The organism is Streptomyces sp. HPF1205 (genome assembly GCF_020400825.1).
GTDB lineage: Bacteria > Actinomycetota > Actinomycetes > Streptomycetales > Streptomycetaceae > Actinacidiphila.
Window position 1 is genome coordinate 90829 of sequence record NZ_JAINVH010000005.1, and the last position, 15628, is coordinate 106456.

The following is a 15628-nucleotide window of genomic DNA, read 5'->3' on the forward strand; positions in this document are numbered from 1 at the left end:
CCTTCCGGGCGTAGGACCCTTCCACGGGAGAAGGCCTTACGCAGCCTCACGGCCGGGACATCGGCCTCGGTATGGGGGGCTTGCGTAGGCCGAGGCGGGTCTGCACGTCGTAGTTGTCGCTGACCGCCCGGGAGCAGACCCGGTTGAAGCCGCCCACGCTGTGCCCGCGGGCGGTCAGCAGGAGGTTGGCCGCCTGGAGGATCTGGTCGCTTCGGCCGCGCATCAGGGTGCGGGGGAACGGGTTGGCGTTGTGCACGTAGCGAGCGGCCAGGGTGACGGCGCGGCCCCGCTCGAACTTGATCACGATGGACTCATTGCCGCGGGCCTCCTGCAGCAGGCGGCAGGCGTCGAAGCAGTCGTAGGCGCGGCGGGCGTGCTCGGCGGCCGTGCGGGCGGTGTCGGAGGCGGGGTCGAGTGGCCCGCCCTCGCCCTGTTCCCACCGCTCCACCACATCACGGGCCCGGTCCAGGTAGAGCTTGCCCAGGCCGTCGAGCAGCTGGACGCTGGTGAAGTCGGTGAGCAGCAGCTCGCCCACGAACTCCGAAGTGTACTGCCCCATGTCCTGGTCGGCCGGGGTGGCGGCCGGGGAGTCCGCGTCGGTGGCCATCTCGGCGGGCTTTGGGCCGGCTGGCGCCTCCTCCTCGTCGCTGAGGTAGTCGGTGAAGAGGCTGGAGAGCGGGTTGCCCCCGGAGCCGCCGCCCTTGACCGTGATGCGCGCCAGGTCGCTCAGCCGGGAAGGGCTGCGTTCCTCCCCGTAGTGGCGGCGGTCCAGGAAGCGGCCGACTGTACCGGCGTAGTCACCGCCGACTACCGACTCGAACGCCTCGTCGATGGGCTTCCACCGCACCGGCTGGTTGAGCCGCAGCGCGACTCGGGCGTCGAGGACCGCGGCCAGGCCGAAGCGGCTGTCGCGGCCCATGATGAAACTGAGGTGCTGGTGGGCCGCCGCGAGCCGTTCCTGCGCCTGCGCGGAGCGGCGGTTCGGGGCGTACGCGACCTCCGCCAGCATCGCCTCGGCCGCGGATAGCCGGGCCATCCGGCGAATCTCACCGTTGGGCGCGGTACGGGCCAGGTGCTCGTAGAGCTCGATCGCTTTCTCGTTGCTCCATACGTACCGGTGGAAGGCGGCCTCAGCGGCGATCAGCCGCGCGTCGCCGGGCCAGAGGCGGGACGCCTCTTTGAAGGGGGCGAGGACGGGGCTGTTGTCGACGACGGGCACCCTGTTGCGCGGCCCCGGGCCTCTGCCCTCCCTTTGCTGCTTCCGGGCGACGTTGTACTCCAAGATGCCTGTCCAGCGGCGGTACTCGCGCTCCAGACGGGTTTCCGTCGCGCACAGCCCGATCGACGGACCGTAACGGTGGCGGTGGTCCCGCAGCTTGTGGCTGCGCTCGCGGTAGATCCGCTCGATCTCCCGCTGCTGGGTCTCCGGCGGCGCCACCAGGAAGTCTTTGCCGGGCGTCTGGGCGGCGCCGCGCAGGCTGCCCTGGGAGATCCAGTCGGACTCCAGGCAGGCCAGGTCGAGCATGGCGTGGAGGCGGGAGTGGTCGTTCTCCTGCGACAGCCAGGTACGGACCGCCCGGACGCACGCCTTGCGGCGCCGCTCCGCCGCCTCGCCGGCCTCGCTGGTCCTCGCGGTGGTCCGCCAGATATCCATGACCTGCCGCAGCCACACCGAATACGCGAACGGGCTGGGCGCCAGCTCGACGGCGGTCAGGGCACGGTCCGCCGCCCTGGTCTGCCGGGCGCGCGCGGCGCTGTGCTTCTGGCTGTCGCGCAGGGCACGCGCCAGGAAGCCGTAGCACTGGGCCAGCGCGCTCAGGACGGCCGCGGTGTCCTGGTCGTGCAGAGAGGGCGGCGGGGCGTCCGGGTCGCGCGGGGCGGCCAGTTCGCGGGGGGTGCGGTCGACGAGGTCGCACCGGTCGAGCAGGGGGAGCCGCTCCAGGAGGGTCACCGCCTCCTGGGCACCACGCCTTGTCTTCTCCGGCTCCGAGTACCAGGCGTGGGCCTTTCGTAGAAAGCGTGCCACCGCCACACAGAGGGTGGGCGGCCAGGTCTGCCGGTCGCCCCAGCATGCGTCCAGGGCGTCCAACACCAAGGAGCGGATCTCGTCGAGCTCCTCGTCGCCGGTGCTCTGGTGCAGCAGGAGCACGGCCGAGTCGAGCAGGCGCATGGACCACAGGGAGAGTGATTCCTGCTGCTCGTAGGTGATCCGCAGCCCGGCGACCGCGTTCCGTACCACCTGGACGAGCTCCCGGCGGCACTCCGCCGGGTCGGTTAGCAGGCGGCTGCGGGCGCGGGAGACACGGCTGTTCATCTGCAGGTGCGCCTGGATGTTGCGCGGGTTGTCGTCCTGTCGGAGCGTCTCGGTCACCAGCATCTGCACCCGGTCGACGAGGTTCTTGGCGTCGTCGAGCCGGTTGGCGTCGATCAGCGCCTCGGCGGTGTTGAGCAGCCAGGAGACGGCCAGGGTGGCCCGGCCAGCCTGCCCGGGGCCCCGCTCCAGGGCACCCTCGTACACCAGGTCTGTGGCCTGCATCCGTACCGGGAGGAGCCGGACGGTCAGGCCGAGGCGCTTGCCGGTGAACTCGAGCGAGGTGTCGACGGAACGCAGCAGGGTGTGCGGAACCTGCCCCGGCCGACAGGCGGCCAGCGCGGTGGCGACCTCCTCGGCGGCCGCCATGAACCCCTCGCTCCGCTCGGCGACCGTGCCCTCCAGACGGGCGGCGAAGGTGAGGGTGGCCACCGAGTGGTAGAGCTGTAAGAGCGGGTGCGGTATGGGGGCGGGGTTCTCGGCAGTGGCCGTGACCGGCGCGGCGGCGGGCGTGGGCCGGGGCCCGGCGGGCCTGGTGGGGATGTCCTCGGTGGTTCCCTCCTTCGCAGGGAGCGAGGTCTCCTTCGAGCCAGGCAGGTACAGCGCGTCGCCCTTGGGAGCGACGACCAGGTCGCAGACCACTTCGTGCAGCGCCAACAGCCGATTCTCCGCGTCGTCCTCGATCCAGCCCAGGGCGGTGCGCAGTTGGGCCTGAAAAACGTTGTCCGCCTGTTCGTCGTCCTTGTCCAGCGCGGTGGCGGCGGTGAGGAAGAGGACACTCGCCGCAGCGGCGAGGCGGCGGTCGAGGTCGCCGCTCTCGGCCAGCCCCGGCGGGATCAGGTCCCTCACGCGTTTCCGGGCGAGTACGGGACGTGTGAACGGATCGTTGTCGGGGCCGGTGAGCGCGGTCAAAAGCAGGGTCCGCAGGGCATGTTCGCTCGCCTGGCCGATGGTGAGGGAGCCTGAGGCGTCGGCGGACAGAACCCGGGAGTCCAAGAGCATCTTCAGGATCGTGCTCGGGAAGGCGACAGCCGGGTCCTCCAGCACCCGGCGGGGCAGTGACAGCCGGTCGGCGAGGCTCCACACCGCGAGCACGGCGAGCGGTTCCGGCATGGCCGGCTGCTCGCCTAGCGGGGTGAAGGAGCAACCCAGTTCGGAGAGGATGAGGGCCAGGTTCGGGGTGGTGCCCTCCACCAGTGCGGTGGCCACGGCCTCCGGGTCGGGAGTCGGAGTGCCGGATGCGGAGCCGGTGACGGAATCCATGGTAGCGCGGTAACCGTTGGCGCCGCTGTAGAGCTCACCTGGCAACCGCAGTCGTCCGTCCTCGATATGACGGAGAACGTTCGCGCCGTCGACGGCAACCCGCTCCGAAGCCAAGAGCTTGGTGAGGAATTCGGCTGCCTCGTCGTCCGTCAGCTCGGCCAGCCGTATCGGGGCCTTCAGGGTCAGTTGCTGGCCGCCCTCGACCCCGACGGGCACCCGCGAGATGACGATGTTCGCCGTGTCGCGGAAATAGGGGTGGGCGAGGAGCTCGTCGAGTTCGTCGCTGATTCGCTCGGAGTCGTAGCCCAGGCGGCCGCAGTCGATGACCAGGAGCAGAGTGTGGCCGCGGGCGTGCTCCCGCAACCGGTCGATGACCAGTTGGCGGCGTGGGTCTCCGGCGCCGCCGGTCGCGGCGTGGTCGACATCCTGCAGGCCGAGCTGGAGCGCATCGGCGAGGGCACCGAGGACCGGGGACTCGGCGCTGGGGTTGGGAATGACCACCTCCAACCACAGCCAGGGCTGTCCGGTCGGCGCGGCCTCCTTGATGTCGGGCGAAGAGAGCAACTGGCGGACGAACGCCGACTTGCCCGCGTACCGCGGACCGTGCACGGGGAGGACCACCCGCTGCCCGAACCTCCGGCGGGCATCCTCGAGTTCTAGGCCCCGTCCTGTGAAGTCCGGCACCGGGGAGGGCCATGGGCGGAAGCCGTCCGGGCGCGGAACCGCCGCCGAGCCCTGCGCGGAGCCGGGCTGGGCGGCGGGGGAGAAATAGGTGTGGGGGACGGGCGGTGGCGCCACGTGCCTGCGGTTGCGCAGCCATGGGCGGTTCGCCCAGGTGGCGGCGGACTGCTGGGGCTGTTGGAGCCTGGTGCCGTCGGCGTGGGGTGATTCCTTCAGCATGCCGCCGACCGTGTCGAAGACCCACTGGGCGGACAGGCTCGGCCGATTCTCCGTGACCCCTTCGAGGGCGGTGAGCAGCGCGCCGGTGAAGAAGGTGGTCGCCCTTCCGGAGTCGCCGAGTGCCGTCTGGTACTTCGCGGAGGCGGACATCACGAACCAGCCCCGCTCGGCGTCGGCGTTCGACGCCTCAGCCGGCACGGATTCGATCGCGCCGCCGGAGAAGCAGCAGTCCAGGATGAGGAGTTTGCGCTCAGCCCGCGGTTCTTGTTCGGCGACCGTGCGGAAGATGTCGGCGACCGACACCATGGAGTTCTGCGGGGTCAGCACGTCGCCGGTGTCGTGCGGTGCCAGGTAGAGCGTCTCGGTGCGACGGTCGTAGTGGCCGTGGCCCGCGAAGTAGAGGACGTAGAGCCCGTCCGGCTTGCTGATCATATAACTGGCGCCGATGGCGTCCAGCATCTCGGCGCGGGTCATGTCCTTCTTGGCGTTCAGCCGCAGGCCACGCAGACCCCAGACGGCGGCGTCAGCGAACAGCCGCTCCAGCCGTTCGATGTTGGTGGCCGCGGCGGGCACCGGGGCGAACTTGCTCTGGGGGTAGGTGACACCGCCAAGGAGCAGGGCGCTGGACAGGGAGGGAGCGACCTTCTCCTCGTCCGGATTCTCCTGGACCCCGCTCACTGCAGTTCCTTCAGGGCGGTGGCGACGTCCTTCGGCTCCCCCTCCATGGTGAGTTCGGTGCGGCGGGTACCGTCCGGGAGGTCCGTCCGGACCACCTCGAACTTGAGCCCACCGCGCCGCGGGCCGCGCAGGCGGTCGGTCACGTACTGCTGGAGGGTCGCGAGCACCACCGGCAGCGCGACGTTCTCCCCGAGGAACTGCAGCACCTCGACGGCGCCCAGAGCGCCCTGCTCGACCTCGCCGGTGGTGCGGACCATACGCACGCCCTGGCGCCTCAGGTCGTCCTTCACCGCCCTTTCCAGAGTGCCCAGTTCGTCGGCCAGGCCGCCCTCGATACTCAGAAGAATGCGCATGAACTCCCCCTACGTGCTGGCCCGGGGCGACCGGGGTCGTCGTGACGGCCCCGTCCCCTGCGGTGTGCGAAGCCTTATTCGCATTTTAGGTGATGATCAGTCAGGTGACTCTGTGCCGGACAGGACGCGCCCCAGGCGACAGGGGGCACCCGGGCTACCGTCCCCGGGTGCCACCCGGCGGGGGCCAGTCGGTGTACACCTCGGAGAGGTACGTGCGGCCAGCCGGGGACTCGACGACCACACGTGATCAAAAAGGCCGGGGCTGCACTACGCCGAAGCCCTGGGACGCCAGGTGGAATGCGGCGGATCCGTTCGGTGTCTGGGCAGTACCTCATGGGCAGAACGGATGGCCGCGGCGCGCGCGGGTCGCGGGGGTCGGCCGAGGGTGCGGGTGAAGTTCAGACTGGCCGAATTGCCGGATCCGGGGCTCTCTGAGATCGTTTCCTCGTTCTGGGACATCGCGGAGGCGATGGCCATGATGGCAGGTGCGCTGCAGGAGACCCCAGAGGAGATCCAGGCCGTCCTCTGGCTTGGGTTCGTGCGATGTGCGACGTCGTCGGGCATCGGTGTGAGCTATTGACGGTCGGCGCTGCAGACGAAGGCGGCAGCCTTGCGCGGTCGGCTTGGGCTCCAGCGGCATGCTGTCTGATCCCGGGCGACCTAATTCGGTGGCGCTTCCGGTGGGGAGGCGCTAGCGTCCGTTCTGTTCGGGCGGGAGGCCTGTAGGGCTGGGCCCGTGTCGGCCGATGTGTGTGTCAGGAGGTGTTGACCGATGGCTGTCTTTGCGATGAGCGCTCCCCGCAACCAGAAGCTCGTGTCGTTCACCTCCGTGGTCTCCGGCTGACCTCAACCTTCTTCCTCTGTGTGCCGGGGCCACCCGTTTGAAGGGTTTCCCCTTGTCTTTCTCTTTTCGTGACGCCTCCTCGCATGCCCTCGTCCCGTACGGGTGGGACGACGTGTGGGAGGCGGAGTTCCGGCCGTACGCCGAGGACGGGCTGGTGCCCGGGCGGGTGGTGCGGGTGGACCGGAACATGTGTGATGTGTTCACCGCGCGGGGGCCGGCGCGGGCGGACACCGCGCTGGTGATGCCGAGCGATCCGATGCGGATCGTGTGCACGGGGGACTGGGCCGCGGTCGACCCGGAGGGGACGGACCCGCGGCTGGTACGGGCGCTGTTGCCGCGGCGGACCCGGATCGTCCGCTCGACCTCCTCGAAGCGGTCGGAAGGCCAGGTGCTGGCGACCAATGTCGACCACATCGTCATCTGCCTGTCGCTCGCGGCGGAGCTCGACCTCGGGCGGCTGGAGCGGTTCCTGTCGCTGGCGTGGGAGAGCGGTGCCGAGCCCGTCGTCGTGCTGACCAAGGCGGACCTGGTGCCGGACACGACGTTCCTGCTGGCCGACGCGCAGGCCGCGGCGCCCGGGGCGCAGGTGATGGTCGTCAGCGCGGCGACCGGGGAGGGCGTCGACGTGCTGGCGGCGGTGCTCGGAAGCGGCAGCTCCGTGCTGCTCGGACAGTCGGGTGCGGGCAAGTCGACCCTGGCCAACGCGTTGCTGGGGGAGGAGGTGCAGCAGGTGCAGGCCACACGGGACGCCGACGGGAAGGGACGGCACACCACGACCACGCGCGACCTGCTGCCGCTGCCGGGCGGCGGGGTGCTGATCGACACGCCCGGGCTGCGCGGGGTCGGGCTGTGGGACGCCGAGGCCGGGCTCACGCAGGTGTTCGCGGAGATCGAGGAATTGGCCGGGAACTGCCGGTTCCAGGACTGCTCGCACGTGTCGGAACCGGGCTGCGCCGTACTCGCCGCCATTGAGGACGGCACCCTGCCGCACCGCAGGCTGGACAGCTACCGCAAACTGCTGCGCGAGAACGCCTGGATCGCCTCGCGCACCGACCAGCGCCTGCGCGCGGAACTGCGGCGCGAGTGGAAGCAGCGCTCCGCCGCCGGCCGGGAGATGTACGAGCGCAAGCGCGGCGGCGGCCACCGGCACGGCCGCGTGTACTGACGGGCCGTCGGGCGGACGGGCCGTCACATGGGCGGGGCGGGGCGGCAGCCGGCCGCCCGCCCCGCCCGTCTCCGTAAGCCCACCGCACCGGACCCGCACGGTCATCGGCGCCGCCCCGCCGGGTATACGCGTCTACGCGTTGTCCGCGGTCGCTGCGGCCGGTCGTCCCGCGCCGGTTCCGCCGGCGTTCGAACTGCGCTGGCGAAAGGGTGGGTTGGAAACGCGGGGCAACGGGAAGGTCACGATCAGGCAGCGAACGTGAGGGTGCGGTGAAGGCGCCGCGCCGACCCCGATGGCGAGGAGGGCTCCCCCCATGGCCTACAGCGTGATTCTCGGGATCATCATCGTCGCACTTGTGATCGCGGGCGTCATCGGCTCCTTCTGGAGCGCCGGTTCGCCCATCGCGGTTCGCCGCCGGCACGGCCGGGACGGCCGGGCGGGGTGAGGCCGGCCCCGGACGGGGCCAGGGACGTCAGGCGGAGGCCCGTACCACCAGACGGGTGGGGGTGATGATGGGCGCGGGTCCCGCCGAGGCCGAGGCGGCGTCGGACGGCTGCTCCAGCCTGTGCAGGAGCAGCCGGGCCATCAGCCGCCCCATCTCCTCGATGTCCTGGTGAACGGTCGTCAGCGGCGGGTCGGTCAGCTCCGCGACCGAGATCATGTCGTCGAACCCGACCACCGCCACGTCCTCCGGCACCCTGCGGCCGCCAGCGCGCAGCACCCGCAGCGCGCCCGAGGCCATGACGTCCGAGGCGGCGAACACGGCGTCCAGGTCGGGGCAGCGGTCGAGCAGTTCGGACATCGCGCGGGCGCCGCCCTCGGGAGTGAAGTCGCCCTCGGCGATCAGCCGCGGATCGGCGTCGGGGAGCACGTCGCGGAACCCGTCGAGGCGGTCCACGGAAGCCGCCTGGTCCAGCGGCCCGGCGATGTGCGCTATCCGCCGCCGGCCCAGGCCCAGCAGATGGCGCACGGCGTCCCGCGCGCCGCCCCGGTTGTCGCAGTCCACGAACAGGGTCTCGTCGTCCGACCAGTCGGGACGGCCGCCTATCACGAACGGCGTCCCCGCCCGCCGGGCCAGCGCCGGCAGCGAGTCGTTGGCGTGCAGCGAGAAGATCAGCGCACCGTCCACGTGCCCGCCGGCCAGGTACCGGCCCACCCGCTGGTAGTCGGCCGCGCCCTCGGTGAGCAGCAGCACCAACTGGTTGTCGTGCGCGGTCAGTTCACGGCTGATGCCGCGCACCTGCTGGGCGAAGAAGGGGTCGGAGAAGAAGCGCGTCTCCGGCTCGGCGACCACCACCGCGATCGCGTCGTTGCGCCGGGTGACCAGGGTGCGGGCGGCCTGGTTCGGTACGTAGCCCAGTTCCTCGACCGCCCGTCGCACGCGCTCGGCCAGCGGCGCCCGCACCCCGTTGCTGCCGTTGACCACGCGGGAGGCGGTGGCCCGCGACACTCCCGCGCGCGCCGCGACGGCCTCCAGCGTCGGACGGGACGCGAAGCTCGGGTCGGTCAAGGGAGGGCTCCTCAGCGCGCGGGTGGCACACGAACGGCGATCGTTTGTGCGGGCACCAGGGTATCCGGTTGCCGTCCCTCCTGGTGAGAGCGCTTTCGCCGGTCTGTGGTACGGGGGGGCCAGGGCCGGGCCGACGCCATGACCTCGCTCCGGCCGCCCCCTCCGGCCGTCCCCTCCGGCTCCCGCCGCCCGTCTCGCGGCTCCCGGCTGCCGGCTCCCGCCGCCCTCCTCCCGGGCCGGGCGGCGGGCGCGCGGCGGTTCGGGCAGGGTTGGCGTCATGGGGACCGCACAGTTGTGCCTGATCGGCGCGGTGATGCTGCTCGGCCTCGTCAGCGTGCCGGCCCCCGGCGTACCGGGGACGCTGCTGTGCTGGGGGCCCTGCTGTGGTGGGCGACGTCCGTGCATTCCGGCCTCACCTGGGGGGTGCTCGCGGGCGCGACCGGTCTGCTGGCGGTCGCCCAGGTGGTGGTCTGGCTGCTGCCCAACCGGCGGATCCGCGACTCCGGTGTCACCTGGCGCACGATCATGAACGCCGGCGGGGTCGCCGTCGCCGGCTTCTTCCTCCTGCCCGTCCTCGGCGGGGTACTCGGTTTCGTCGGGACGATCTACGGCACCGAACGGGTCCGGCTGGGCGGCGGCCACCGCACCGCTTGGGCGGCGACCCGCGGTGCCATGCGGGCGGTCGGCGGATCGGTGCTGGTGGAGCTGATGGCGTGCCTGCTCGTCGCGGGTGCGTGGATCGCGGCGGTGGTGGCGGGATGAGACGCCGGCGGGGGGCTACGGGGGCCACGGCGGCGTTCACCGGCCGGGCCAGGGGTCAGTCGGTACGGGCGACCCAGCCGCGCTCGTAGGCGTGCCAGCCCAGTTGCAGGCGGGTGGTCACCCCGGCGATCTCCATCAGCCGTTTGACCCTGCGCTGGACGGTGCGCAGGCCCAGGCCGAGCTGTTTGGCGGCCGAGGAGTCCGTCAGGCCGGCCAGCAGGAGGGAAAGGATCTGCAGGTCGGTACGGTCGGGCAGGTTCCCGGGGTCCGCCACGGCCGTGCCCGAGGGGTCGAGCCGCAGCGGCATCGCCTGCCGCCACACGCTCTCGAACAGCCCGGTCAGCGACTCCAGCAGTCCGCTCGCGTGGACGACGAGGGCGGCCGGCTCCGCGCGGTGCCGGGCCAGCGGCACCATGGCCAGGGTGCCGTCGACCACCACGAGCTTGGTCGGCACCCGGTCCACCACCCGCACCCGCTCACCCCGGTCCAGGGCGGCGGACAGTTCGACGGCATTGCCCTGCCGGTTCAGGACGTCGCGTTCCAGGACCACGCGGTACGCCACCCCGCGCAGGGCGGCGTCCTCCTCCGCGTCGTTGTCCATGCCCGCGACGGCCACCGGATCGCCGGTGACCAGGGCACACACCTCGCTCCGCGCGCCGAACTGGATCTGCAGGAAGCGCTGCGCCACCGCCCGCGCGCCGGTCACCACCTCGACCAGGTCGTGCACGGCCGGTTCCGTCGCCTCGGCGCGGAACTCGGCGGTGAGGACGGCCGCGGCCACTTCCGCCCGGTCCAGGTCGTCGCGGCGGCGGGTGAGCAGCGCGGACAGCGCCACGGCGGGCGGTGCGGCCACCCAGCGGCTCGGCCGGGCCGAGGACTGCGCGACCAGGCCGTGCCCCTCCAGGTGCCGCAGCACCCGCCCCGTGTTCTCCTCGGTCAGCCCGAGGCGGTCGGCCAGATCGCCGACCTCGGCGGCGCCGAGCCCCACCATCGCCCTGTAGGCCGCTTCCTGCACGTCGTCCAACCCGATGGCGCCGAGCAAAGAGCCTCCCTGTCCTTGACCGTTGCCGGCTGTTCCTGACTGTCCCTGGCTGTTCTCGGCTGTTCCCGGCCGTCCCTGGCTGTTCCTGCGCGGGGTGGCGGCCGTCCCTTGCCGTCGGCGGCCGTCGGTGGCCGCCGACGGCCCGCGGGCAGTTGCGGGCACGGACCGGTGCGCGCGTGCATGCTCGCGTTCGGCACGGTCGGCGCGCACGGATACGCGGTGGCGGAAATGAGCCACGGCGGTTTTCCGCCGCGGCTCATCATCCCTTGCCGGGCGCGCCGTCTGCCACTGTGAGCGGCGGCCGCGGTCGCGAACAGGCGGGGAGCCCACGAACGCGGCGGTGCCGGGGCGGTCCCCTGAACGGGGGTGGGACCGGCCCCGGCGTTTCGCGTTTCCCGCCCCTCCGGGCGGTGGACAATAAGGGCATGAGCCATCAGGGGGACTCGCGCCCGACCCAAGAGGACGACTGGTGGCGGGAGTTGTACGGCGACGAGCCCGCCTCGCGGTCGACGCCCGGCCCCGCGTCCACTACGTCCGGCGGACCGGAGGCGGGTAGGCCGGAAGGGGGCGGCGGGAATACGCCGGGGTCGCTCGACGCGCACTTCCGCTCGGCCCTCAGCGCGATGTCGCCACCGCCCGAGCCGCGTACGGAGACGCTCAGGCTGCGCCGGCCCACACCGCCCCCGCCACCGCCTTCCTGGCCCCGCCCGACCCGCCCCGCGCCTCCGTCCCAGCGCAGGGAGGAGCCGCCACAGCCGTCGGACCAGGCACCCGCCGCCGCCCCGGACGGCACGGCGGAACGCGGCCTCGCCGAGCCGGAAGCGGAACCTGCTGCCGTCGAGCCCCGACCGGCGCGGCCCGCCGCCGAGCTCCAGCCGGAGGCGCCCGCCGTCGAGCCGGAGCCGAGGCTGGAACCGGAGCCGGAACTGGATGCGAGGCCGGAGCCGGAACCGGAGCCGCGGCCTGTGGACCAGCGGGACCCGCGGGCGTGGAGCGGTGACGACGTCCCCGTACCGCCGGAGCCGGACATGCCGTTCTGGGCCCGTCCGCCCGGGCCGGCGCGCGGCCGCGCCGAGCCCGAGCGGCAGCCCGAGCCCGAGCCGGCGCCTTGGGACCCTTGGGCGGCGACACCCACCTTCGCGGAGCCGGCGGTACCGCCCCTGCCGGCGGAGCCACCCGTACCCCCGCGGCCCCCCGTACCCCCGGAGCCGACAGCCGATCCGGAGCGTGAAGGGCGAGCGGCGGAGGGGGAGAGGGTCGCGCAGAACGGGGCCGCCGGGGAAAGCGCCGCCGGGACACAGGAGCGGACGACGCGGGAGACACCCGCCGAGGAACCCCCCGCGCCTCCGCCTCCTGCCGCCCGAACGGCTTCCTCACGTCCATGGGACGAGCTGGTGTCCCCGCGTCCGCGCACGCCTGCCCCGCCCGACGCGCCGACCGCACCGCCCTCGGCCGAGGAGTGGGGCACCACGCGGCCGACCCCCGAGCCGCCCGCCGAACCTCCGACCGCGCCTCCTCCTCCCCAGCCGCCGTCCGATGCCGCGCGGTCCGAGGTGGCGCCTTCCGAGCCGCGGTCCGTCCCGCCCGCCGGGCCCGTCCCCGGGTGGCCGCTGTCGGCGCTGTCCGCCGAGCCGCCCGCCGCGTTCGCCGATCCCGCGGAGCCGCCGGCCGCGGCTCCGGAACCGCCGCCCACCCCGGCCGAGCCGCGGTCCACCCGCGACGAGCCGTGGCCCGCCCCCGCCGAGGGGATGTCCAGCCCTGCCGAGCCGCCGCCCACTCCGGCCGAGCCGTGGCCCGCCCCCGCCGAATCGACGCCCAGCCCTGTCCAGCCGACGCCCACCCTCGCCGAACCGATGTCCAGCCCTGCCGAACCCCGGTCCACCCGCGACGAGCCGCCGCCCACCCCCGCCGAATCGACGCCCAGCCCTGTCCAGCCGACGCCCACCCTCGCCGAACCGATGTCCAGCCCTGCCGAAGGGACACCGGCTTCCGTAGAAGGGCCGGCTGCCGTAGAAGGCTCGGCCTCCCCCGGAAAATCGGCGTCCGTGCCCGTGGAGCCGCCGTCCGTCCCGCCCGCCGCCGGGGGTGGGCCGTGGGCCGGCGGCGTCCCCTCGGCGCGGGCCGGCGCCGAGGCCGCCCCGCCGTGGAACGAGACCACTTTCGGCGAGGGGGACGTGACGTGGGCCCCGGAGCTGCCGCCCGGGTGGGTGGCCGCCGAGGGGGCCGGGGTCGTCGCCGAGGAGGTGGGGGAGCCCGAGGTGGTGGGGGGCGGGCCGCCGACGTACGGGCCGGAGCCCACCGCGTGGCCCGAGGCGGACCTGGAGGCGCTGGACGCGCTCGTGCCCGACACGGTGCTGGACGGCGCGCGGTACGGGCGGCTCACGCTGCGGGCCGCGGCGATCCGCGGCGACTCGGCCCGCTACCGGGGCCGGCCCCGCGGGGACGCGCTGCTCACCGCCCGGTTCGGGACGGGCGACGACGCGCTGCTGCTGCTCGCGATGGCCGGCGGGCCGCGTGGCGCGGACGACGCGCACCAGGCCGCCCGGGACGCCGTGCGCTGGATCGCCGGCGCCGTCGGCCGCAGCCGCGCCCGCCTGGCCGAGGACCTCAGGGCCGCCCGCAGGGGCGAGCTGAAGGCGGGCCTGCACCGGCTGACCGACCGCTGCTACGGCAGGCTGCGCGCCCGCGGCGAGGACCTCGGTCTGGACGAGGGCACGTACACCGCCTCCCTCAGGTGCCTGCTGCTGCCCGCCGATCCCGGGTGCGGCGTCCGGCTGTTCTTCGGGGTCGGCGACGGCGGCCTGTTCCGGCTCAGGGACGGCTCCTGGGAGGAGCTGGACGTTGCACCGGACGAGGCGTCGGCCCCGTTCCGCTTCCGGGCCTGCGTCGCCCGGCCCGGTGACGCCCTGGTGATGTGCGGCGCGGGCCTGGCCGAACCCCTGCGCGGCGAACCGGAACTGGCCCGGCACCTCGCCGCCCGCTGGAGCGGCGGCGTTCCCGGCCTGGCGGCTTACCTCGCCGACGTCCAAACGCGGGTGAAGGGGTACGCCGACGACCGCACGGTGGTGACCGTCTGGGACGACTGACCGCCGGTTCCGGCGCCACGGCCCGGCGCGCCCGCTCCAACCTCCCGGCCCGCACCCGTCCCTGACCCGCCGCAATGCCACTGGCCGTCATCTCTGCTGCGGTACGCGCGGTACAGGCGGTCCGGGCGGTACGGGGGTGCCGCGCGCGGCTTGCCGCAGTCCGTCGCGGATGGCCCCGGCGGTACGGGCGAGGGCGTCGGCGAGCGGTACGGCGTCCCGGTCGGCCGGCACCAGGGCGCACAGCGCGGCGATCACCTCGCCGCGCGGGGCACGCACGGGTACGGCGGCGGACCTGACACCGGGGACCGGCGTGTCGCGGTCGAATGCGGCGCCCCGGTCGCGGATCTCCCGTGCGGCGCGGTCCCAGTCCCAGGGGGCAGCGTCCGTCGGCCGCCCCGGTTCCGACTCCGACTCCGAGCCCGGCCCCGTGCCGGGCACGAGCGGCCCCGGTCCCGACTCCGTGCCGGGCACGAGCGGCCCCGGTCCCGACTCCGTGCCCGGCACGACCGGCCCCGGCGTTCGCCCTGCGACCCCCTCGCCCGGCGGACCCGCCGCCGCGTGGGCGGCCAGCACCAGGCCCGCGGCCGTCGGCCACGGCCAGATCGCCCCCGGCCGGACCAGAAGCGGCACGTGGTCCGCGGCGGCGTCAGGTCCCGCTCCCGCGGCCACGATCGTGCGGTTTTCGCGCAGCACCGTGAGCGCCACGGTGGCTTCCTCCCCGCGCGCCAGCCGCCGCAGCGGTCCCTGAGCGGCCGCCAAAAGGCCTGGATGCGGCTGCCAATTGCGGCCCAGGCGGAATACCCGCACGCCCACCCGATAACGCCCGCCCGAGCGTTCCACCGCGTTCAGCGCGACCAATTGGTCCAGTAATCGGTGAGCGCTGGTCTTCGGCAGGCCGGCGTCGGAGGCGAGCGTGCTCAGTCCGGCCTCGCCGACCCGGTCCAGCGCTTCCAGCAGCGCGAACGCCCCCTCCAGTACCCCGCGTCCGCCTCTCGTACCGCGTCCACCGCTCCGCATCGGCCCGTCCCCCGTTCCCATTCCGCGGTGATCCAGCCAACCAGGCCACGTTATACGGCCGATAATCAGTGGATTGGGGCCACAGACAGCGGGAATCACGGTTCCGTGGTTCCCGCCCCTTGCCGCGGCCGCCGATGCCCGGGGCAAGAATGCGGCGGACATCTGGCGTGTCGTCGCCATTGGGCGGCGAATCCGGGATTCGGAGGACTGGCCGCCCGAGAGGTGGGCATGCCTACCCGCAGGGGAAAGGCCCGAGCAGAACGGGGGAAGCAGACGGATATCACGGGGCACAGGCTGCGGCACGCGGTACGGCGGGCCGACCTACCGGCCGTGGCCGAGACGCGCAGACTACTCAGAGACCATTTGCGGAGGTGGGGGGCACCGGCTCTGGCGGACACCGCGGAGTTGCTGACCAGTGAGCTCGTCACCAACGCGCTTCAGCACACGCCGGGCGGCGCGGTCCTGACGGCCACGTACTCGCCCGGCACCGACCCCCGGCTGCGAGTCGAGGTGCACGACTCCCTCGCCCGCCGTCCGCGCCTGCGGACCGCCGACATCGGCGGCGGCGATTACGCGACCTCCGGCCGCGGCCTGATGCTCGTCCAGGCCCTCGCCGACGCCTGGGGGGTCCGGGCCGGGGAGAGCGGGAAGGTCATCTGGTTCGAACTCATGGGGGAAGTGGGATGAGAAGCGGGAT

At 73.3% G+C, this 15628-nt stretch carries 11 protein-coding genes; 6 read left to right on the forward strand and 5 right to left on the reverse strand.

Going from position 1 to position 15628, the window contains the following annotated elements:
* Positions 1-46: 46 nt before the first annotated feature.
* Positions 47-5152, reverse strand: a complete 5106-nt coding sequence (locus K7G61_RS07795) for a caspase family protein (RefSeq protein WP_225845948.1) — start codon at positions 5150-5152, stop codon at positions 47-49.
* Entirely contained in the window at positions 5149-5505 is a 357-nt protein-coding gene (locus tag K7G61_RS07800) for a hypothetical protein (protein ID WP_225845949.1), read from the reverse strand. Before K7G61_RS07800 ends, K7G61_RS07795 begins: the two co-directional genes overlap by 4 nt.
* A 391-nt stretch (positions 5506-5896) precedes the next feature.
* Between K7G61_RS07800 and K7G61_RS07805 the strand changes: the two genes are divergently transcribed.
* The 3 genes from K7G61_RS07805 (at position 5897) to K7G61_RS36350 (ending at position 7959) form a co-directional block, all read left to right on the forward strand.
* Positions 5897-6085, forward strand: a complete 189-nt coding sequence (locus K7G61_RS07805; RefSeq protein ID WP_225845950.1) for a hypothetical protein — start codon at positions 5897-5899, stop codon at positions 6083-6085.
* 316 nt (positions 6086-6401) lie between these two features.
* Entirely contained in the window at positions 6402-7514 is a 1113-nt protein-coding gene (rsgA, locus tag K7G61_RS07810) for a ribosome small subunit-dependent GTPase A (RefSeq protein ID WP_225845951.1), read from the forward strand.
* A gap of 313 nt (positions 7515-7827) precedes the next feature.
* A complete protein-coding gene (locus K7G61_RS36350; RefSeq protein WP_263984060.1) occupies positions 7828-7959 on the forward strand; it encodes a hypothetical protein in 132 nt (43 codons plus the stop codon).
* A gap of 27 nt (positions 7960-7986) precedes the next feature.
* Here K7G61_RS36350 and K7G61_RS07815 read toward each other — a convergent pair whose 3' ends face one another.
* The gene (locus tag K7G61_RS07815) at positions 7987-9024 is read right to left on the reverse strand and encodes a LacI family DNA-binding transcriptional regulator (protein WP_225845952.1); all 1038 of its coding nucleotides are present in this window, start codon (positions 9022-9024) and stop codon (positions 7987-7989) included.
* A 366-nt stretch (positions 9025-9390) separates the two neighbouring features.
* Between K7G61_RS07815 and K7G61_RS07820 the strand changes: the two genes are divergently transcribed.
* Complete coding sequence (locus K7G61_RS07820) at positions 9391-9786, forward strand: DUF456 domain-containing protein (protein ID WP_374204082.1); 396 nt, start codon at positions 9391-9393, stop codon at positions 9784-9786.
* A 55-nt stretch (positions 9787-9841) separates the two neighbouring features.
* Here the strand turns inward: K7G61_RS07820 and K7G61_RS07825 are convergent, their stop codons facing one another.
* Positions 9842-10828: a LuxR family transcriptional regulator gene (locus K7G61_RS07825; protein WP_225845953.1), complete on the reverse strand. Its 987-nt coding sequence runs from the start codon at positions 10826-10828 to the stop codon at positions 9842-9844.
* 1553 nt (positions 10829-12381) lie between these two features.
* Between K7G61_RS07825 and K7G61_RS07830 the strand changes: the two genes are divergently transcribed.
* On the forward strand, positions 12382-13914 hold the full coding sequence (locus K7G61_RS07830; RefSeq protein WP_225845954.1) for a protein phosphatase 2C domain-containing protein: 1533 nt from the start codon (positions 12382-12384) through the stop codon (positions 13912-13914).
* 87 nt (positions 13915-14001) lie between these two features.
* Here the strand turns inward: K7G61_RS07830 and K7G61_RS36355 are convergent, their stop codons facing one another.
* Positions 14002-14931, reverse strand: coding sequence for an IclR family transcriptional regulator (locus K7G61_RS36355; protein ID WP_263984061.1), 930 nt, complete (start codon positions 14929-14931; stop codon positions 14002-14004).
* A 228-nt stretch (positions 14932-15159) separates the two neighbouring features.
* Here K7G61_RS36355 and K7G61_RS07850 point away from each other — a divergent pair, with 228 nt between their 5' ends.
* Positions 15160-15618 (forward strand): ATP-binding protein, encoded by a 459-nt coding sequence (locus K7G61_RS07850; protein ID WP_225845955.1) that lies wholly within the window; start codon positions 15160-15162, stop codon positions 15616-15618.
* Positions 15619-15628 lie beyond the last annotated feature (10 nt).